Consider the following 19,575-nt stretch of genomic DNA (forward strand, 5'->3'; position numbering starts at 1 on the left):
ACGGCTCACTTCTTGTCTCGATTGGCGGGCCGGTTTGTAGTTGTTGCTCGAATCGAGGGCTACGGCGGCCCGTCGAGGTTCTTCGGCCCAGCGCATGAAATGTTGCTTGACGTGCGCGACTATGAGGTCGTAGTCGGGTAAATGTATCTCGCGTTCCCGCTGGTAATGGCTGCCTTTTCTGGGTTGGTATCCGCCTATGATCGCGCCGCGGATTGGCAGGGATTGGTTGCTGTGGGCTAGATCACCGTTCGGCTTTGGGGTTGGTTCCCGACTACACCTTGCAGATGCCCGTCGTAGCTGACGGGGTGGTGGTGATCTATGTGGGGGGAACTGGATCGTGGGGGATTTTCTGCCGGGAGACCGGCCGTGGTGGAGTGTCGGTCGGTGGGGGCAGGTCGCCTTCGCGTTGGTCGTGACGGTGGCTCTGACTGCCGGCGGGGTGCACTGGCTCACCGCTGCTGTGTCGCCTACCGAGTCCGGCACCGCTGAGAAGCCGTCCCCAGCGGATGCGCAGACGATCGCCTCTGCCGCGTCCTCGGCATTTACCGGGACCGCCATGGCCTCGGATGACGCGCTGAGCGCGGCGGCGCGCTCGGCGAACATTCCTACTGATCCGGTGGCGGGCTGGGATCTGCCCACCACCGACGGGCGTCGCGTGCAACTGGTGCTGCCCGCCGGTTTGGGGGCCGGCGAGACCACCGCGGACGGCCAGGTCGTCTACCCGGATCGCGGCGCCGGTTTCAGCGTGATCGCCGAAAACAAAGGCGCGGGTGGGCGCACCATCACCCGCATCCCCAAGCCTGCCGCGAACGCTACGACAGCTTCGGGGGTTGCGACCGCCGATGGGCAGGCGTTGCCCACAGTGCCGATGTTCCTGCGCACCCCGGCCGACACGGTGATGCTGGCCCACACCGACGGAACCATCACCGTCAACCAGGCCACCCCAGCGGCCACCACCATCGCCACGATCGCCGCACCGCAGGCGCGTGACAGCCACGGCACTCTTGTGCCGAGTGCTTTTGTGACACAGCAGATCCGGCCCGGACTGTATCTGCTGGCCCAGGTGATCCACCCCGATGCCGCCACGGTGTGGCCGGTGTATGTCGACCCGTGCATCTCGGCCTGTGATGCGTTCACTCACGCCAGTACCAGCGGCGCCAACGGCGCGGCTCTGCAAGCTGCCGGCAGCGCACTGGTCACCGGGATCAAGAACAACCCGGTCGAATCCGCCGAAATCATCGGCGGCGGCGCACTTGTGGTGACCGGAGTGGGCTCCGGCCTCGGGGCTGGCCTGGTCCTCTCGGGGACGACGGGGCTGGTGCAGAAAGCCGCGGCCGCCGATCCCACCAACCAGCTCCTGGGGGCAACCGGTGACTTCCTGGAAGTCACCAACTACATCAGCCCCGCCCGCAGCATCCAAAAAGGTCTGACCGCCGCCGTTGAACGCGGGGCGCAGAAATTCGGCGACGACCTCGCCGAAGGCGCCCTGCGCGACGCCACAGTGGTGAAACCGGTCACCCCCACCCCGTCACCGCAGCTCGCCAACGACATCGCCGGCGCGGTAACCCCTACACCCGGTGTCGGAACGCCCGCCGCGGCCAACGCGCCACCGCACGAGCTGCCGAATCCGCCGCTGCGCACAAACCTTCCAGATGCCGGACGCACTGCCTCGACGCCGAAGGATTACGTTCCTGAGACACTGGATCCAGGATGCAAACTGGACTGTGGTTACACGACCAAGGCCCCGGCCGGAGTGTATGACGAGGTCGAGATGCCCGGTCATACCCAGCACAAGTTCGAAACCATCCCAGGACAGCTCACCCACGAATTCCCAAAGAACATTCCGACCAACCGGCGCCTGAACACCCGCAAGATCGAGCCCCAGACGGGCAAGGTTCGCGATGAGTCACCGCCGGCCTCGGTCCAAGAAAGCCGCAACGGCCGGTCCAGCGTCCGCCACTTAGACGAGATCGAAAGCGCCAAAGAGCGCAAACTGCTACAGGCGTTGACACAGCGCCACGGGCTCAAAGGCGGAGACCCCCAGGAATTCGCCTACCGGGGCACCGACGGCAAAACCCGCTGCGGGCCCTGCGCACAGGAGCGCTACAACGACCAGCAACGACGCCTATCGTCACCCAGCGACCAGCGCGTCGATCAGCAGACACACGCCCAAGACACCGCCAACCTGCACCGCAACAACGCCCTGAACACCGCCCGCCAAGGCAGCAATCAAAACGGCGCTGACCGCGATTCGGGCACTAGAGGCAAAAAGAAGACCAACGACAAGAAGAAGAAGAAAAAGAGCAAAATAAACCACAAAAAGCCATAAGGCCGATAGCGGCCGACATGGTGAGCACTGATCTGCGGTGAAACGTCCTCTACCAGTATGTCTACCCGGGCCGACCGAAGCACCGATGGAGGGAAACAATGGCGAGTGATAACGAACTGCTCCTCGACGTCGAAGTGGACCCGTGGGGTAGCACGATCAGTATCGAGGATCTCGACACAGACGATCGGCCTGGAGTCCCCGATGGTTTCAAGACCGAGATCTGGTGCTGGTCAACGATTCACTCGATCGACGTTTACACGATGAGTCAGGACGAATCCGAGACGACTGAGCGGCTTGTCCGTGTGCGGGTCTATCGCGGAACAGATTCTGTGGGCCTCGGAGAGCGGGCCTTCGACGGGGAGCTGGAACTGACAACTGGGACCCTGGCAGTCGGCGCCTACCTCGGCACACCTCCCGAAGAGCAGCAACTGCACCTCAGCCCCGGCCTCGTACATTTGCAGATTTTCACGGAGAAAGCCATCCAGACGGTGCATTACGACCTCCCTGAGCCAGGCGAGTACCCGATCTCCGGGCCCACCGACATCAACGTGCTCATACTGCCAACGTGACCGCAGGGCGGGACACCACCACTCACGGTCTTCCCGAGCCGAGATGTCCGATGTCCTCAGGGCCGCGCCGTGTCTTGTTTGTAGAGAAGCGAGACAGGGCTCAGCGCGCCGCTCCTCTGCTGCATAGTCGCTGGTCGAGCTGTCTCATTTCTTGTCTCACACCGCGTGTCTCAGATCTGCGACGTCGGAGGCGAATGGAACAGTGATCCATGTGAGAGCCATCAAGCATGCCGCAGCAGGTCCCACTAGGCGGTTGTCGCAATGACTTCCGGGCAGCTGCCCGACGATTTCTCGACGAATCTGGTCAACTGGATATTTGAGTTGTTCGTCGAGCCGGAGATCACCCGTCGCGGCCTTGCGCTGGACCGGGATGAGGTCCGAAAGGTTGTGATCGAGCTAAATCCTGACCGACCGCACCCCTTGGTGCGTCTCAATGATCAGGCCAAGATCGTGGCACAAGTCCGCTTCACGCGTGACATCGCCGAAGGCGAGGACGTGACGGCTGCAGACATTGATGCCGTTCACAGTGTGGAACCCGAAGACGTAGGCCCCAACAGCGGATACGTCTGCTTCGCGGTCGTGAACGGTCATCAATGCATCAAGTTCGACTTCCGCTACAACAAGGAACGCGTGACTCGGCTACTTCTCCGAGCAAGACAGTTCTTTGATACTGCATTGGAGTGCCTCGAAACCCGGCCTGCGGTGGCATCCGATCTGGCGTTCTCCGCAGCCGAACTCTCCATCCAAGCTCAAATGCTTCTCCAGCAACAACGGACCAAAAGCCATGTGCAACGGCAGGAGTGGATTGATTCGTGGACCGAGTTGGACAACGCTCCCCCCGAGCACGCCGATGCATTGCGCGAACTTCGCAACCATCGCTTACAGGGTCGTTATGAGCAGGTCGCGTTCACAGTGGACGGGTCTGCGCTGAAACCGCTGATGAAAGTTGTCGAGGAGATGATTCAGGTGGCCGAGACCTACTCCGGGCATGCCGTGCGACGACTTGATGAGCAGATTGGGGATCTACAGTCTGAGTGAGTTTGCGTCGCATCGTCGACAATGGACTTTTTTACACTCAAAACGTCTGCAGCGCTGGGCTTCCCAGATGAACGAGGTCGGTTGCGGCAGCCTGCCCCAATGCCGCGGACCCGGCGGTAATCGCCGACATGACGAGCTGCTTCAGACGGCTCAGAGGTTGCTCCAGAGCTGCTTCAGCCTTGATTCCGCTAACGAGCGCAACCCGACATTCTGGGAAGCCATCTGCTCCAACAGGTCCAGCAGATGCGGTAGCGATCGGCCGAGCCGGTCGATCCGCGCGGGCACCGGAGGCGGTGTCCGTCCAGATCCGCTCACAGCCAGCCCTCTGAAGAGCGTCCACCTGGCTGCGAACCGTCTGATCGCTCGTCGAGACCCGAGCGTAGCCGAGCATGCGGTGCATGCGGTGCATGCCTTGATCTCTACCACTGGCCACGGGACAGTTTCGGTTCACGCTTTCGAGATCTTGAAATCCCAGGTGGCAAACCGGCTGGTGAAGCGTCTCGAAACCTTCGTTATGGGGACGCTTCCACGCACCGCCGCCACCCGATCCGACATTGACGAACGAACCGCGCGGACGGTGCGCGGTTCACGATCGCCGTGCCAGTTGACGTAGGTCCTGGTTATCGGCGAAGCCATCACAAATCCCGCCATGTTTGGAGGCTCTACTGAGACCTAGTCGGCATACGATGCTCTTCTATGGCAGGCGTGGAAGACGCGGACGTAACGTTTCTGGCGCCACCGCCCGAAACTGACCTACTCACCGCAGCTCGCAAACTCGGTGACTCGCAAGCTCGAACCTTAGGGATGCTTCCATACGCGGCATGGGACGAGTACGCCGCTCAAGGGCGGATTCTCTGCATCTTGGACAACACCGCGCTAAACGCAAACCAAGACCAGTCCACCCAACTCCTCGGATACGCCGCGTTTCGCACGCCCCGTGGAACACTCGCACTAACACATCTGGCAGTATCGCCGACCGCGCGCAAGCAGGGCGTGGCGCGGAAGCTAGTAAATGAACTGCGTCATCAGTACCCACATCTTCGCGGCATCTCCGCTCGCTGTCGGCGGGACTACCCTGCCAACGACGTGTGGCCGCGACTCGGGTTCGTCGCACAAGGTGACCGTAAGGGCCGCAGCGCGGACGGACACTTGCTAACAGACTGGTGGTTGGACTTCGGACATGCCGATCTCTTGACGTGGCAGGGCGGGACACAGACAACGATCCCAGTCGTGATAGACACCAACATTTTTCTTGCCCTCCACGGTCGCCATCCCGATAGCCAAGTTGCCCAGGCAATTAAAGGAGTTTCGGGTCGACTGCAGATGCTTGTGACCCCGGAGCTCAAGAACGAACTCAATCGCAACTCTGACGACAAAGAACGTCAAAGGTTGATCCAGATCGCGCAAGGCTATCCTCAGCTCCCTGTCGCAGCATCGACTGCCGATGAGAAGGTGGGCCTTTTGTTACAGCGGTTACCGAAGCCTCCCGAGTCGATACAAGACCAAAGCGATGCGCGCCACGTGGCCTATGCAATGGCAGCCGGCATCGAAATCGTCGTGACACAGGACCGCAACGCCAAGTCGCGTCTCGGGGAAGCCGCACGCGACCTTGGCGTGACGATCACGAACCCGTTCGAGCTCGTCGTCCGAATAGATGAACTTGAAGATCAACCGTCGTATTCGCCCCAAGCACTGAAATCGACTGGCTATACGCTGGCCGAAGCGGGATCGGACGATTCGGAATTGAAGGATTTCATCAATACCGCGCGGGGAGAAAGACGCGCTCAATACTCGGCTACGTGCAACCAACTAGCGGCGCGCAGGCCCCACTCTCATCGACTTCTATTACGGGACCCACTCGGGCTACCGATCGGGCTAATCGGCACCACTTCGAAGTCTGACAAGCTGACGGTCTCGCTTTTGAGGATTCACAACTGCCCACTACAGAGCAGCGTCGCCACCCAGCTTGTGGGGCATCTCCGTGCGCTTGCCTCTGACCAGCGCGCCGGGGCGATAGTCGTAAGCGACGAGGGTCTGGACAGTTCACTATTCGAGGCACTTCTTGAAGACGGCTATCACCCGTTTCCGGGCGGAATGATCGCCGTCACAATCCGGGCAGCGCTGACCGGGAGCGAGCTCCGCGAACGCTGGTCGCGGATACTGGCCGCACTGACTGGCGCAGAACAGGCTGCCCTCCGAGCCCTGAATGAAGTTATTCAGGATCCATATACGCCATCTACCGCATACCAGCTAGAGCACCAGTTGCGACCCCTACGATTACTCGACTGCGATCTGGACACTTGGATCCTGTCGATCAAGCCCGGATTTGCCACGAATCTATTCGGCTACCCGCCGCAGCTATTTGAGCGCCAATCTGACCTCGGCATTCAACGCGAGCACGTGTACTTTCGAGGAGCGAAGTCGGGCGAGAACTCGCCCGGCCGAATCCTTTGGTACGCAACTGATCCGAATAGGGAGATCTTTGCGATCAGCTCGCTCGTTGAAGTCCGTGACTTGGCGCCGGAGGCTGCCTACCGCAAGTATCGTCGCCTGGGGGTTTATGACCTTGATCGGCTTCGCGCCTCTGCAAAAAGCAATGGCACAGTGCGCGCGCTCCGCATCACAGACACCGAACTACTGCCCGCACCGATTCCACTCAAACGAATTCGTGAAATCGAACGCAAGACCGGTCGGATCCTACAGCTAGTGTCGGCAAACAAGATCAACGCAATGTGGTTTAGCGACCTTGTAGGGGAGGCATTCGGTCGTGGTTAGCGCTCATCCCACGGAACTCACACGCCTGATGCTGCTGTCGATCAAGCCAGGGCATGTGGACAACATCCTCAGCGGCTCAAAAACCGTCGAACTCCGGCGTATTCGCCCACAGGTCTCTGCCGGGCAGCCGATCGCGATCTACGCAACCATGCCCGTCGGGGCCGTTGTCGCCACATGTCGCGTTCGCAAGGTGGACGTCGCCTTGCCCGAAATCATCAAGGCCAGGCATCTGGGCCAGGCGGCGATATCCGCCACCGATTTCGACGCGTACTTCGCTGGATCAGGTCATGCCGTAGCAATACACGTCGATGAAGTCGCAGCGCTCGACAACCCAGTAACGCTCAATGAAATCCGATCCCGGCGCAGCGCCTACAATCCGCCTCAAACGTGGCACTTCTTCAACCGCACCCAGCTTCGTGACCTACTTGGCCACCACCTAGCTCATCACGATCTCTCCACGCTACTTGCGCGCTGACGCAGTCCGTTCGACCGGCCCCATCTCGCTCGTCGCTGGCGGTGCAAGAACGGTGCAAGCTGAATCCACTCAGTAAGCCAACACGATTATTCGCCGCGAGGACTCGCTTCGGTGCCCGACGGCAGAGCAATCCGCCCCGCTTGTCGCTCACCGTCGATTCGAGCAGGTAACACCTCAGCCAACTTGCGTCTGTGTCGCGCCGGGAGAGACTCCACGTCACCCCGAACCTTCTCATCGAGTCCGGGTAATCCAGATATCGTTGCCGACAGGATCTTTGACTCGGGCCGAACTGTGGTCTGCGGCCTCCGCACCAACTCGATTAACCACGGCATCGAAGTCGTTGACTTCAATGTTGAGCAGTACAGGCCTATGGGCGCCAGAGTCGTCCTTGTAACCTGCGAGAAAAACGAACCTCAAGAATCTGCCGATGTATAACTCGTTGGAACTCGGCCGGAAAGTATCGAGGCCGAGGCCGCCAGATCCGTAAAAGCTGTCTATTTGGTCCAGATCGGGTGCCAGAAGAGAGACCCACTGCAGAGCAGCGGCTCGCGGACTCTCAACCGGGGAACTTGATCCTCGTGCATGATTGCGGCCAACTATCGTGCTGTCCACAATATCGACCACGACCTTCTGCAAATCCAGCTGGAGTACCCAGCGCTGAACATTCGCACCCGTTTTCGACTCGAGGGCGAACGATTTACTAGAAGTGATTTGTCGCCCATCGAGAAAGGTCTGGGGTTCGCGGCTGGCGAGTGCATTTCGGAATCCCGCCAGATCGCGGTCACGAAGTGGCGGGGGCATTGCCTCATAGTGTTCACTCCCCAGCGCCAAATCCACGCACCTGTCGGCCATTCCCTCGATGTAGCGCCGATCTTGGACCGCAATTCCCATGTTCCCCAACCATTTTGGGCCGTGCAAGGCTCCTAAAAGTCCCGCCGTCATGGATGCCAGTGTGTCGGAGTCTGCGTTCCGAAGGAACGCGGCACCCACGAGGCCGCTTATCGGTCGGGGTGCTGTCCGCGAGGCTAGGTAGACAGCGCCGACACACGATCTAGTGCCTGCTCCGTTTACTCGCTTGTCGAAGCAACCCAGACCACTGAGCACGTCAACATCGTTGCCTAGAACACCCGACTCGATACCTCGTTGAGCTAGGGACAGAAGTTCGCGGGTTTCGTCGACAGCAGTTCGCCACCACTCAAGTACGTCAGCCTGGAACTGCGATGCCGCCTTCACCCACCCCTCGGGCAGGGCGTCCATTGCCAGTTCGGCATCTTGCCAGGATGTGTCTTCAACCAACTCTGTTGCCAGAGAACCATATTCAAGAGGCCCATCGATTGTTAGGAGTTTGTGAAGAGCCACCGCGTACGCAGCTGCTCCGACCAGCGCCCGAGGATGACCGTGCGTAGCAACTCCATCTTTGATGACGCGCCCGACGAGTTCGAGTCTGTCCAGCGTTCCGCATGAGACCGCGTGCGGAGCAATTCGCATTGCAACGCCGTTACCTCCCGCGGAAAAATACCGCTGCTGTGCCTTCTGTGACTTCTCAGAGGTGCCGCCTTCCCATGGCGCGCTCCCTGCTGCCCAACTACGGCAAGCACGCAAAGTCGAAGCGCCTGCGCCGCGCTGGTACAACAAGAAGAGAGGCAACTCGGTCCTGGTTAACGTAGCGAACCAGTCTGGGGTCTGAAGGGCGCGAGCCACAGCTAGGATCAGTTGAGTGTCATCGCTGTACTCACCAGCGGAGATCGGGTCCAAATATCGTCGATACTGCCCTCCGTTGTAACGAACCCAGTCTTGAAATTCGGGCTTTGGGTCAACCTGTCGATTACTCTGCCCCCCAACAAATCCCGAGTTCTGCTCCTGTGGCCACCCAAGTGCATCACCCACAGCTGCGCCCAGGAACACACCGCGTGAGCACGCTCCTAGGTTGGCGATCGTTGGTTTCAACTTTCGACCGCCTGCGGAGACCAAGGTTCTTCCGTGACGGCGGGAGACCCATAGCGCAGGCTCGCCGACAAACCATCCCGATCAAACATCACCGGCGCTATCAGCCAGTCCAATCCGTCTGGATTCAGCCCGCCAATCGCTAGGCGCGCGTACTCATTGCCGGCCGCATCAGCTGACGGAGCGACGATCGCGATTAGGTCTGACAACGGAATAGGACCTGGTATCAGCGCTTCTGCCTGAAGATCGGTAGCCGCACGTGGGTGGTGGCGTTGCCCGCGCGTGAATCCCGATGGGGTCGAACTGCTGAAACAAGCCTGCAGCGCCGCAGGCCCCTCCTTCGCGTACGCACCTCTCCCCGTCGCAGCATTGCAAGGGGAGAACAAGACTCCCGAACGCTCAAGCACACGAACCTGAATGAGCAAACACACCCAGTCTGGAAAACGGGAGTATTGCGGCTTCTTGCGAGCGCGACTGAGGTAGTACCCGTTCGGGTACGTGAAGCTGACACACGTCTTGTCTGGGTGCCGGTCGAACCGCTCCAGATCGGTGGGAGCAAAGTATTCAGACGCACGGTCCGCTAAGTCTTTGCTACTCCGGATCTGCCCATCTTGAATGATGTGAAATAAATTCTTCGATGGAGTGAAATGAGCTACTCGTTTTAGCTGCAACCAATTGAGCGTATCCACAATACTGTTCGTCACTGGGCCACCTCCGCCCAAAGTCCAGGCTCTCGCGGCAGGAGCGGCGAGAGCGCGCTCGTGTAGGTCACGAGCAATTCAGCCTTCGCGCGGGTAACCGCCACATACAGGGACTTTCCGTCGCGGCTTGATGCATCAGTCAGACCGAGGGTGTTAACCACTTCCTGATTGGGCAATCGATCGCTATCCGCAAACGGCAGGATCACGACATCGAACTCTAGTCCCTTCGCGGAATGGTATGTGCCGTAATAGATGCCAGGGGATGGATCCCACCACTCCGACGGAGACTCCTTCAGTCTTCGGATTCCGGGGACGCCGGCAACAGCCCGCGAAGCATCCTCCAGCGTGCGCGCCAAAACTCCGACGGTTCCAACCGCGGATTGATTCACAGCAACGCGCTGTACCTCCGAAATCTCGGCTGCCCGGTCTCGACACTTCAGCAACGTGGGAATAGTGCCGTCAGCGGCAGGCTCCACCGGAACGACAAGGTCGTCAACTCCTGCCGCAGCCATGTGCGGCATCGTGCTCATCGCGATCGCGACGCGGGCAATCTGGGTAGTGTTTCGCAAGTTGTCCGCGAACCTATCGACCGAGCCAACTCGCAAACCGCATCTGCGCCAAGACAGTCCCTGCCCATAGATTTGCTGGTGATAGTCGCCAAAAAAGCACACAGTCCCGCCGGGTTGCACTGCCGCTACTAGCGACCGGATAGCTTCCGGTGACAGATCCTGACCCTCGTCAATTACGATGTGCCGGTATTTCCTCGGCCTCAGATCATTGCCCAATCCGACGCGTACTGCTGACGCCAAATCATGCCAGTCATAGGGCACACCATCGGCGGCACGGTGTTGCAGGTAGTGACTTCGAATTCGCCACACGGCCGACCTGTGCCCAGGCATGAGCGCCGTCTTCCGCCCGACCCGGTCTGCCTTGAGGTAATCGTCTAGGGCCTCGATCCCCATGTCGGCTATCCAGGCAAGCTCATCGACGAAAAACCCCGTATGCCTGTCAAAGAAAGCGTTGTGGGCGAACTCAAGCCGCGCACTTGTGACGGCACGCGCGACTGTCGTGCGGAGCCTGCCGCCCTCTAGTATGTTTCCCCAACCTGATGGCATTTTTCCTATGCTGGCTAGGTACCCCCTGGCAAACTTCGCATACGTCTCGACCGCTACATCGCCAAGTGCATCGGGAACGAGATGGCGCAGATAGCGTACTAACGCGTTGTTGTAAGTAACGAGAAGGACAGGGCCGTGATTCGGGGTCATCGGGTGAGCGAGGTACTTTGCCCTCAGCACCGCCATTGTTGTTTTCCCCGTGCCAGCTGTGCCTAGCACTACGAGATCTTGCCCAGGGTCAAAGTACACGACATCAGATTGCTTGCCCCGCGGCGTGATCCTTCCGCCCAATCCAGCGCCCCCGACCGGTGACGTTGCCATACACACCCTCGACTCGACTCGGAAGCTGCGCGGCGCAAGGCTTCGCACTCTCCGGCCCAACGTAACCGATTGCCGTTGATGGCAGACCATTCATACGGCCCGGGTTAATCGTGAGCTTTCCTCCGACAGAATCAAGGCGGAGCAATCTCCATCGAGCGACACAATCAGCCGGGAGGCGAGCTCCGCGTCAGCGCGGTGTCAGCGGATTCGCTGTACCGACCGGGATTTGCAATCTGAAGTCCCCACGCCCCGGTTCGTCTCAGAGCGGGCAGCATGTGCACCACAAACACAAAGGTCACGACCCATTTCTGGTTCGTGACCTTTGCGCCTGGAGTTCGTTGAACTCCTCTTTGTGGGCGAAGGGGGACTTGAACCCCCACGTCCCGAAGGACACTGGCACCTGAAGCCAGCGCGTCTGCCATTCCGCCACTCGCCCGGATTGACCGCGCAACCGTATCACCACACCGGCACCGGACCCAAACCGTTGGATCCGAATCAAGATCACCCGCCCTGACCTGGCGTGACGTGATTCTCAGAGTTCTGTTGGTCCCGCATCGGCGCACTTGGCCGATAACATGCGTGTGAGCAGTGTGGCCAGAGCGACACTCCATGCGCGGGGGCACAGCACGACGACAACAGATGGGGCGGTGAGATGGGTCTGGCGGACCGTATCGAACGTCGCCTCGAGTCGAGTGTCGGCGACGCTTTCGCCCGGGTCTTCGGCGGATCGATCGTTCCGCAGGAGGTCGAAGCCCTGTTGCGCCGCGAAGCCGAGGCCCACGCCCAGCCGGTCGGCGGCGGCCGCATTTTGGCCCCCAACGACTACATCATTACGCTCAGTGACACCGACTACCAGAAGGTGAGCGCGGATCCGGAACGGACGTCTACGACTTTTGCCCGGCACCTGCAAGGTTTTATTCATGAGCAGGGTTGGCAAACGTATGGTGATGTGGTCGTCAGATTCGAGGCCTCATCGACGCTGCACACCGGACAGTTTCGTGCCCGCGGCGCGGTGAACCCCGACTCGGCCGCCGGCACGCCCGTCCCACCACAGCACGACCGCCCGTCCACCGCACAACCAGGAGTACCAGCGATGACCGACAACCCGAGCTACCGCGGCCAGGGACAGGGGCGGCCCGGCGACGACCAGTACGACGACCGCTACCGCCAGCAGGACGAGCCGCGCGCCGGCCACGCCGCCGAGCGCCCAGACCCGGCTGCCTACCCTGACCAGGGCGGCTACCCGCCGCGCCAGGGCGGTTACCCAGACCAGGGTTACCCGCCCCCGCCGGGCCAGCCGTCCTACGAGCAGCGTCCGCCCGCCGGCTATGGCGGCCCGCAGGGTGGCCAGCAGCCGCCCGCCGGTTACCCCGATCAGGGTTACCGCCAGCCGCCGCCGCCCGGATATCCGCAGCCGCCGGCCTCGCCGCCGCCGGGCTACGGCGAGTACGACTACGGCCGCCCGCCGGCCCCGCCGCGTCCGGACGAGGGCTACGGCCGTCCGCCCGCTCCGCCGGCACCGTCCTACGAGCAGCCGCCGTACCCGGACCAGGGCTACGGCCGCGCCGATTACGGCCGCCAGGACTACGCCGCGCCCGCGGCCCCGCAGGCACCCGACTACGGCCGCTACGGCGAACCGCCGGCCGCCCCGGGCTACCCCGACGCCGGCTACGGCGAACCGGAGGGCTACGGATACGGACAGGGCTACGGCCAGGACTACGGGCAGGTTTACGGCGCTGAGCCCGCAGCTCCGGCCGCCGGGGCCTACGGCGGTTACGCCGCCGGCGCCGCCACCGTGACGCTTCAGCTCGACGACGGCAGCGGCCGCACGTACCAGCTGCGTGAGGGCGCCAATGTCATCGGTCGCGGCCAAGACGCCCAGTTCCGCCTCCCGGACACCGGGGTGTCGCGCCGCCATCTGGAGATCCGCTGGGACGGTCAGATCGCGCTGCTGTCGGATCTGAACTCCACCAACGGCACCACGGTGAACAATGCGCCGGTGCAGGAGTGGCAGCTCGCCGACGGAGACGTGATCCGGCTGGGCCACTCCGAGATCATCGTCCGCGTCCACTGAGCGCCCCGAGCTGGGGAGAGGCGCACCGCTTGGCCCTCGAGCCCGCGAGCGCCCCAGTATCGTGACGGTGCCGAAAGTCGATAGGCCAGGCGGGAAGGACGTCAGATGCAGGGGCTAGTACTGCAGCTGACAAGGGTCGGTTTCCTGCTGTTGCTGTGGCTGTTCATCTGGTCGGTGCTGCGCATTCTGCGCACCGATATCTACGCCCCAACCGGGGCGGTGATGGTCCGGCGCGGGCTGGCCCTGCGGGGCTCGCTGTTGCCCAACAGGCAGCGCCTGCACATCGCCCGGCACATGATCGTCACGGAGGGCGCGCTGGCGGGCACCCGCATCACCCTGGGCAGCCAGCCGGTGCTCATCGGCCGGGCGGACGACTCCACCCTGGTGCTCACCGACGACTACGCATCGACACGGCATGCCAGGCTGTCCCCACGGGGCTCGGAATGGTACGTCGAGGACCTAGGATCGACCAACGGTACATACCTTGACAGGGCGAAGGTGACGACGGCGGTAAGGGTTCCGATGGGAACGCCGGTACGAATCGGCAAGACGGTAATCGAGTTGCGGCCGTGACACTTGTATTGCGTTACGCAGCACGCAGCGACCGCGGCCTGGTCCGCGCGAACAATGAGGATTCGGTGTACGCCGGGGCACGCCTGCTGGCGCTGGCCGACGGGATGGGCGGCCACGCCGCCGGTGAGGTCGCCTCGCAGCTGGTGATCGCGGCACTCGCTCATCTCGACGACGACGAACCCGGCGGCGACCTGCTCAAAAAGCTCAACGATGCGGTGCACGAGGGCAACTCGGCCATCGCCGCCCATGTGGAGGCCGATCCCGAGCTGGAGGGCATGGGCACCACGCTCACCGCGATCCTGTTCGCGGGCGGCCGACTGGGCCTGGTGCACATCGGCGATTCCCGCGGCTACCTGCTGCGCGACGGCGAGCTGAGCCAGATCACCAAGGACGACACATTCGTCCAGACCCTGGTGGACGAGGGCCGTATCACCGCGGAAGAGGCGCACAGCCACCCGCAGCGATCACTGATCATGCGGGCTCTCACCGGCCATGAGGTCGAACCGACGCTCATCGTGCGCGAGGCCCGAGTCGGCGACCGCTACCTGCTCTGTTCGGACGGATTGTCCGACCCGGTCAGCCACGACACCATCCACGAGGCCCTGCAGATACCGGATGTGGTCGACAGCGCGGACCGGCTGATCGAGCTGGCCCTTCGCGGCGGCGGCCCCGACAACGTCACCGTGGTGGTGGCCGATGTCGTCGACTACGACTACGGCCAAACCCAGCCGATCCTGGCCGGCGCGGTCTCCGGGGTGGACGACGACACCCTCCCGCCGAACACCTCGGCGGGACGGGCATCGGCGTTCAACCCCCGCCGGACCGCCCCGAAAAGGGTACTGACCGCACCGGAGGAACTCCCAAAAGCACACCGCTCCAAGCGGCGTCTGGTGATCGCGGGAGTCGTGGTGTTGCTGATCGTGCTGGCCGGCTTGGCGGTCGCACGGGAGATCATCCGCAACAACTATTACGTCGGTGAGCAGGACGGCACCGTCTCCATCATGCGCGGCGTGCAGGGCTCGTTTCTCGGGCTCTCACTTCAGGAACCGTTTCTGGTCGGTTGCCTCAACCAACGAAACGAGTTGTCGCTGATCAGTTTCGGCCAGTCCAAGACCAACCTGGACTGCGCACTGCTCGGCGTCGACGATATCCGGGAATCCGAGCGCGCCCAGGTCACCGCGGGATTGCCGGCCGGCACGCTCGATGACGCGATCAACCAGATCAACGAACTGGCCCGCAGCTCGCTGCTGCCGATCTGCGCGCCGCCCGCGACCACAGCCAAGACGACGCCGAAGCCCACCCCGACGCCGAGTCCTGCCCCCACTTCGCCAGTCGCACCGGCTCCCACCACCTCGGGAACACCCGTGGCGCCCACGAGCAGCACGCCTGTACCGGCACCCGCATCCACCCCCGTTCCCACCCCGGCTCCGACACCGCAGCCCACCGCCACGCCGCTCCCACCCAGTCCCAGTCCCACCCAGGCATCGACCGTCACGGCCCTGCCTCCCTCACCGCCGGAGCCGGGCACCACCTGCCGGACGGCGTCATGACCACCGCGCCCCAGTCACCCGTCGCCGTCACGCCGCCGCTGCCCAACCGGCGCAACGCCGAACTGGGGCTGTTGGGCTTCGCCGCGGTGATCACCACGGTGGCACTGCTCATCGTGGAGGCCAATCAGGAGCAGGGCCTGAACTGGGATCTGCTGCAGTACACCGTGGCCTACCTGGCCCTGTTCGCGGGCGCGCACCTGGCCGTCCGCCGATTCGCGCCCTATGCCGACCCTCTGCTGCTTCCGGTGGTCGCGCTGCTGAATGGCTTGGGGCTGGTCATGATTCACCGCCTCGACCTGGCCGCCGCACCGATGAACCCGGACAGCCCGACGGCCAACCAGCAGATGCTGTGGACGCTCGTCGGCGTCGTCGCCTTCTCGGTGATCGTGATCGCGGTACCCGACCACCGCGTGCTGGCCCGCTACGGCTACCTCTGCGGACTGACCGGCCTTGTGCTGCTTGTGATTCCGGCCTTACTGCCCTCGAGGTTCTCCGAGCAGAACGGCGCGAAGATCTGGATCCAGTTCCCCGGTTTCTCCATCCAGCCCGCGGAGTTCTCCAAGATCCTGCTGCTGATCTTCTTCTCGGCCGTACTCGTGGACAAGCGCGAACTGTTCATCAGTGCCGGAAAGCACGTTCTCGGAATGGATCTGCCCCGCCCGCGCGATCTGGCGCCCCTGCTGGTGGCCTGGGTCGCCTCGGTGGGGGTGATGGTCTTCGAGAAGGACCTCGGCACCTCTCTGCTGCTCTACACCTCGTTCCTGGTGCTCGTCTACGTGGCGACCGGCCGGCTGTCCTGGGTGCTCATCGGTCTCGTGCTGTTCGCCTTGGGAAGCGTGGTGGCCTACCAGCTTTTCGGTCATGTCCGGGTTCGGGTGCAGAACTGGATCGACCCGTTCGCCGACCCCGACGGCGCCGGGTTCCAGATGGTGCAATCCCTGTTCAGCTTCGCCACCGGGGGCATCTTCGGCACCGGCCTCGGCAACGGCCAGCCGGGCACAGTCCCCGCTGCCTCAACGGATTTCATCATCGCGGCCATCGGCGAGGAGCTCGGCCTGGTGGGCCTTGCCGGCGTGCTGATGCTCTACACCATCGTCATCATCCGGGGCCTGCGGACCGCGGTCGCCGTGCGTGACAGCTTCGGCAAATTGCTTGCCGCGGGGTTGGCGTCCGCCTTGGGCATCCAGCTGTTCATCGTCGTCGGCGGGGTGACCAAACTGATCCCGCTGACCGGCCTCACCACCCCGTGGATGTCCTACGGCGGTTCGTCTCTGGTGGCCAACTACATCCTGCTGGCCATCCTGATGCGGATCTCGCATGCCGCCCGGCGGCCGATCACCGCCAGCCGCGGACCGAACCCCACCCCGATCGCCGCCGCCAGCACGGAGGTGATCGCGAAGGCATGAACACCTCTCTGCGTCGTCTCTCCGTCACGATCATGGCGCTGATCGTGCTGCTGCTCGCCAACGCCACCTTCACCCAGGTGTTCGCTGCCGACGGCTACCGCGCCGACCCCCGCAACCAGCGGGTGCTGCTCGACGAATACTCCCGTCAGCGCGGCCAGATCTCGGCCGGCGGCCAGCTGCTGGCCTACTCGGTGTCCACCAACGGCCGGTTCCGGTTCCTGCGCGTGTACCCCAACCCGTTCACCTACGCACCGGTCACCGGCTTCTACTCGCTGCAGTACTCCAGCACCGGGCTCGAGCGCGCCGAGGACACCGTGCTCAACGGCTCCGACGAGCGCCTGTTCGGACGGCGCCTGGCCGACTTCTTCACCGGCCGTGACCCACGCGGCGGCAATGTGTCGACCACGATCAACCCCCAGGTACAGCAGGCCGCATGGGACGCCATGCAGCGCGGCTGCGACGGCCCGTGCAAGGGGTCCGTGGTGGCACTCGAGCCCGCCACCGGCAAGATCCTCGCGATGGTGTCCGCACCGTCGTACGACCCCAACGAGCTGGCCAGCCACGACGGCAGCGAGCAGTCCGCGGCGTGGCAACGGCTGCGCGACAACCCGGATTCCCCACTGGTGAACCGCGCGATCTCGGAAACCTACCCCCCGGGTTCGACGTTCAAGGTGATCACCACCGCGGCCGCGTTGGCGGCCGGCTCCACCCCGGACACCCAGTTGACCGCCGCGTCGCGCATCCCGTTACCGGACAGCACCGCCACGCTGGAGAACTACGGCGGATCGACCTGCGGCAACGGCCCGACGGCCACGCTGCGGGAAGCGTTCGCGCGGTCCTGCAACACCGCCTTCGTGCAATTGGGTATCAACACCGGGGCCGACAAACTGCGTGCCACCGCACGGTCCTTCGGACTCGATGAACCCCCGGCCCCGATCCCGCTGCAGGTGGCCAATTCGACCATCGGCCCCATCGAAGATGGCGCCGCGCTGGGTATGTCCAGCATCGGACAGAAGGATGTCGCGGTGACACCGCTACAGAACGCGATGGTGGCCGCCACCATCGCCAACGACGGCGTCACCATGACGCCCTACCTGGTCGACGCCCTCAAGGGCCCGGACCTCTCCAATATCGCCACCACTGCCCCGCAGGAGCTGAGGCGGGCTGTGTCGCCGCAGGTCGCGGCTACACTTACTGATCTGATGGTCGGCGCCGAGCAGGTGACACAGCAGAAGGGAGCCATCGCCGGCGTGCAGATCGCATCGAAGACGGGCACCGCCGAGCACGGCACGGATCCCCGCAACACCCCGCCGCACGCGTGGTACATCGCATTCGCCCCGGCACAGGCCCCCAAAGTGGCCATCGCCGTGCTTGTGGAGAATGGGGGAGACCGATTGTCCGCCACCGGCGGTGCGGTGGCTGCCCCCATCGGGCGGGCCACCATCGCCGCTGCTCTGCGGGAGGCATCATGACGGCCCGGGTGGGTGTGACGCTGTCCGGCCGTTACCGGCTGCAGCGTCTGATCGCGACCGGCGGTATGGGCCAGGTGTGGGAAGGACTCGACACCCGGCTCGGCCGCCAGGTGGCGATCAAGGTCCTCAAGGCCGAGTTCTCCGAGGACTCCGAGTTCGTCGACCGGTTCCGCGGTGAAGCGCGCACCGTCGCGATGCTCAACCACCCCGGCATCGCCAGCGTCTACGACTACGGCGAGACCGAGATCGAGGCCGGCGAAGGCCGCACCGCGTACCTGGTGATGGAACTGGTCAACGGGGAGCCGCTGAACTCCGTCATCAAACGCACCGGGCGGCTGTCGCTGCGGCACGCCCTGGACATGCTCGAGCAGACCGGCCGGGCCCTGCAGGTCGCGCACACCGCGGGCCTGGTGCACCGCGACGTCAAGCCCGGCAACATCCTGATCACCCCGACCGGCCAGGTGAAGTTGACCGACTTCGGTATCGCCAAGGCCGTCGACGCAGCCCCGGTCACCCAGACCGGCATGGTGATGGGCACCGCGCAGTACATCGCGCCGGAGCAGGCTCTGGGCCGCGACGCCACCGCCGCCAGCGACGTGTACTCACTCGGTGTCGTCGGCTACGAATCCCTTTCCGGCAAAAGGCCGTTCACCGGCGACGGCGCACTCACCGTCGCCATGAAACACATCAAGGAGCAGCCCGCCCCGCTGCCCGCCGATCTGCCGCCCAACGTGCGCGAGCTCATCGAGATCACCCTGGCCAAGGAAGCCAACCACCGGTACCGCTCGGGCGGTCCGTTCGCCGACGCCGTGGCCGCGGTGCGCGCCGGGCGCCGGCCGCCGCGGCCCAACCACGCGCCCACCATCGGCCGGGCCACCCCCGCAGCCATCCCGTCGACCACCCAGGCCCGGGCCGCCGCGGCCGCCGAGTACCGGCCTCCGCCGACCGCCGCACGGCCCCGCCCGGTGACGGGTAGCCACCGCACGCCGCCGCCGCGCCGTACCTTCTCACCCGGTCAGCGCGCACTGCTGTGGGCCGCCGGGGTGCTGGGTGCGCTGGCCATCATCATCGCGGTGCTGATCGTGCTCAACGCACAGGACAAGAAGGACCGCCCGGTGCAGCAGGAGACCTCCACCAGCACCACCGTCATCGGCGTGCCGCCGGCCAGCGGCGCGCCGCCCAGCGGGTCACCGTGACAACCCCACCTCAGCATCTGTCGGACCGTTACGAGCT

Annotated in this window: 15 protein-coding genes, 1 tRNA gene and 1 pseudogene; 12 read left to right on the forward strand and 5 right to left on the reverse strand. The window is 63.5% G+C overall.

The window, feature by feature from the left end; all coding sequences use genetic code 11:
* Positions 1-337: 337 nt before the first annotated feature.
* The 3 genes from FHU31_RS00700 (at position 338) to FHU31_RS00710 (ending at position 3,936) form a co-directional block, all read left to right on the forward strand.
* Entirely contained in the window at positions 338-2,329 is a 1,992-nt protein-coding gene (locus FHU31_RS00700; RefSeq protein WP_167154633.1) for a hypothetical protein, read from the forward strand.
* A gap of 98 nt (positions 2,330-2,427) precedes the next feature.
* Positions 2,428-2,898 carry a hypothetical protein gene (locus FHU31_RS00705; RefSeq protein ID WP_167154636.1) on the forward strand — a complete coding sequence of 157 codons (471 nt, stop codon included), beginning with the start codon at positions 2,428-2,430 and terminating at the stop codon, positions 2,896-2,898.
* Positions 2,899-3,159: 261 nt separating this feature from the next.
* A complete protein-coding gene (locus FHU31_RS00710) occupies positions 3,160-3,936 on the forward strand; it encodes a HEPN domain-containing protein (RefSeq protein ID WP_167154639.1) in 777 nt (258 codons plus the stop codon).
* Positions 3,937-3,973: 37 nt separating this feature from the next.
* On the opposite strand, the gene FHU31_RS00715 is transcribed toward FHU31_RS00710, so the two are convergent.
* A complete protein-coding gene (locus FHU31_RS00715; RefSeq protein ID WP_337788057.1) occupies positions 3,974-4,345 on the reverse strand; it encodes a recombinase family protein in 372 nt (123 codons plus the stop codon).
* Positions 4,346-4,740: 395 nt separating this feature from the next.
* Between FHU31_RS00715 and FHU31_RS32115 the strand changes: the two are divergent.
* The 3 genes and pseudogenes from FHU31_RS32115 to FHU31_RS00725 form a co-directional block, all read left to right on the forward strand.
* Positions 4,741-5,052, forward strand: a pseudogene (locus FHU31_RS32115) (GNAT family N-acetyltransferase); the annotation flags it as partial.
* A 114-nt stretch (positions 5,053-5,166) separates the two neighbouring features.
* Positions 5,167-6,711 (forward strand): PIN domain-containing protein, encoded by a 1,545-nt coding sequence (locus FHU31_RS00720; protein ID WP_263987936.1) that lies wholly within the window; start codon positions 5,167-5,169, stop codon positions 6,709-6,711.
* Positions 6,712-6,739: 28 nt separating this feature from the next.
* A complete protein-coding gene (locus FHU31_RS00725; protein ID WP_167154644.1) occupies positions 6,740-7,186 on the forward strand; it encodes an ASCH domain-containing protein in 447 nt (148 codons plus the stop codon).
* A 231-nt stretch (positions 7,187-7,417) separates the two neighbouring features.
* Here the strand turns inward: FHU31_RS00725 and FHU31_RS31800 are convergent, their stop codons facing one another.
* From FHU31_RS31800 to FHU31_RS00745, 4 genes are all read right to left on the reverse strand, one after another.
* Positions 7,418-9,091 (reverse strand): ADP-ribosylglycohydrolase family protein, encoded by a 1,674-nt coding sequence (locus tag FHU31_RS31800; RefSeq protein WP_167154666.1) that lies wholly within the window; start codon positions 9,089-9,091, stop codon positions 7,418-7,420.
* Between the two features lie 38 nt (positions 9,092-9,129).
* Positions 9,130-9,834, reverse strand: a complete 705-nt coding sequence (locus FHU31_RS00735) for a DarT ssDNA thymidine ADP-ribosyltransferase family protein (protein ID WP_167154669.1) — start codon at positions 9,832-9,834, stop codon at positions 9,130-9,132.
* The gene (locus tag FHU31_RS00740) at positions 9,831-11,267 is read right to left on the reverse strand and encodes a UvrD-helicase domain-containing protein (protein WP_167154672.1); all 1,437 of its coding nucleotides are present in this window, start codon (positions 11,265-11,267) and stop codon (positions 9,831-9,833) included. Before FHU31_RS00740 ends, FHU31_RS00735 begins: the two co-directional genes overlap by 4 nt.
* A gap of 353 nt (positions 11,268-11,620) precedes the next feature.
* Positions 11,621-11,703 (reverse strand) — tRNA-Leu (locus FHU31_RS00745).
* Between the two features lie 216 nt (positions 11,704-11,919).
* Between FHU31_RS00745 and FHU31_RS00750 the strand changes: the two genes are divergently transcribed.
* The 6 genes from FHU31_RS00750 to FHU31_RS00775 all read left to right on the forward strand — a co-directional run bounded on the left by FHU31_RS00750 (position 11,920) and on the right by FHU31_RS00775 (position 19,538).
* A complete protein-coding gene (locus tag FHU31_RS00750) occupies positions 11,920-13,341 on the forward strand; it encodes an FHA domain-containing protein (protein WP_167154675.1) in 1,422 nt (473 codons plus the stop codon).
* 105 nt (positions 13,342-13,446) lie between these two features.
* Positions 13,447-13,914, forward strand: a complete 468-nt coding sequence (locus tag FHU31_RS00755) for an FHA domain-containing protein FhaB/FipA (RefSeq protein ID WP_090359607.1) — start codon at positions 13,447-13,449, stop codon at positions 13,912-13,914.
* A complete protein-coding gene (locus FHU31_RS00760) occupies positions 13,911-15,464 on the forward strand; it encodes a PP2C family protein-serine/threonine phosphatase (RefSeq protein ID WP_167154677.1) in 1,554 nt (517 codons plus the stop codon). The genes FHU31_RS00755 and FHU31_RS00760 overlap by 4 nt, the downstream gene beginning before the upstream one ends.
* Positions 15,461-16,870: a peptidoglycan glycosyltransferase RodA gene (locus tag FHU31_RS00765; RefSeq protein ID WP_167154680.1), complete on the forward strand. Its 1,410-nt coding sequence runs from the start codon at positions 15,461-15,463 to the stop codon at positions 16,868-16,870. Before FHU31_RS00760 ends, FHU31_RS00765 begins: the two co-directional genes overlap by 4 nt.
* A complete protein-coding gene (gene pbpA, locus FHU31_RS00770; RefSeq protein WP_167154682.1) occupies positions 16,867-18,342 on the forward strand; it encodes a D,D-transpeptidase PbpA in 1,476 nt (491 codons plus the stop codon). Before FHU31_RS00765 ends, pbpA begins: the two co-directional genes overlap by 4 nt.
* On the forward strand, positions 18,339-19,538 hold the full coding sequence (locus FHU31_RS00775; RefSeq protein WP_090359600.1) for a protein kinase domain-containing protein: 1,200 nt from the start codon (positions 18,339-18,341) through the stop codon (positions 19,536-19,538). Before pbpA ends, FHU31_RS00775 begins: the two co-directional genes overlap by 4 nt.
* The last annotated feature ends 37 nt before the right edge of the window (positions 19,539-19,575 follow it).

The sequence above is a fragment of the Mycolicibacterium fluoranthenivorans genome (assembly GCF_011758805.1).
GTDB classification, from domain to species: Bacteria; Actinomycetota; Actinomycetes; order Mycobacteriales; family Mycobacteriaceae; genus Mycobacterium; species Mycobacterium fluoranthenivorans.

Bases quoted from the DNA above. Each gene is read 5' to 3' on its own strand.
- FHU31_RS00705 (WP_167154636.1), top strand. From the start codon at position 2,428: ATGGCGAGTGATAACGAACTGCTCCTCGACGTCGAAGTGGACCCGTGG.
- FHU31_RS00710 (WP_167154639.1), top strand. From the start codon at position 3,160: ATGACTTCCGGGCAGCTGCCCGACGATTTCTCGACGAATCTGGTCAAC.
- FHU31_RS00715 (WP_337788057.1), bottom strand. From the start codon at position 4,345: ATGCACCGCATGCACCGCATGCTCGGCTACGCTCGGGTCTCGACGAGC.
- FHU31_RS00725 (WP_167154644.1), top strand. From the start codon at position 6,740: ATGCTGCTGTCGATCAAGCCAGGGCATGTGGACAACATCCTCAGCGGC.
- FHU31_RS00740 (WP_167154672.1), bottom strand. From the start codon at position 11,267: ATGGCAACGTCACCGGTCGGGGGCGCTGGATTGGGCGGAAGGATCACG.
- FHU31_RS00750 (WP_167154675.1), top strand. From the start codon at position 11,920: ATGGGTCTGGCGGACCGTATCGAACGTCGCCTCGAGTCGAGTGTCGGC.
- FHU31_RS00755 (WP_090359607.1), top strand. From the start codon at position 13,447: ATGCAGGGGCTAGTACTGCAGCTGACAAGGGTCGGTTTCCTGCTGTTG.
- FHU31_RS00765 (WP_167154680.1), top strand. From the start codon at position 15,461: ATGACCACCGCGCCCCAGTCACCCGTCGCCGTCACGCCGCCGCTGCCC.
- pbpA (WP_167154682.1), top strand. From the start codon at position 16,867: ATGAACACCTCTCTGCGTCGTCTCTCCGTCACGATCATGGCGCTGATC.
- FHU31_RS00775 (WP_090359600.1), top strand. From the start codon at position 18,339: ATGACGGCCCGGGTGGGTGTGACGCTGTCCGGCCGTTACCGGCTGCAG.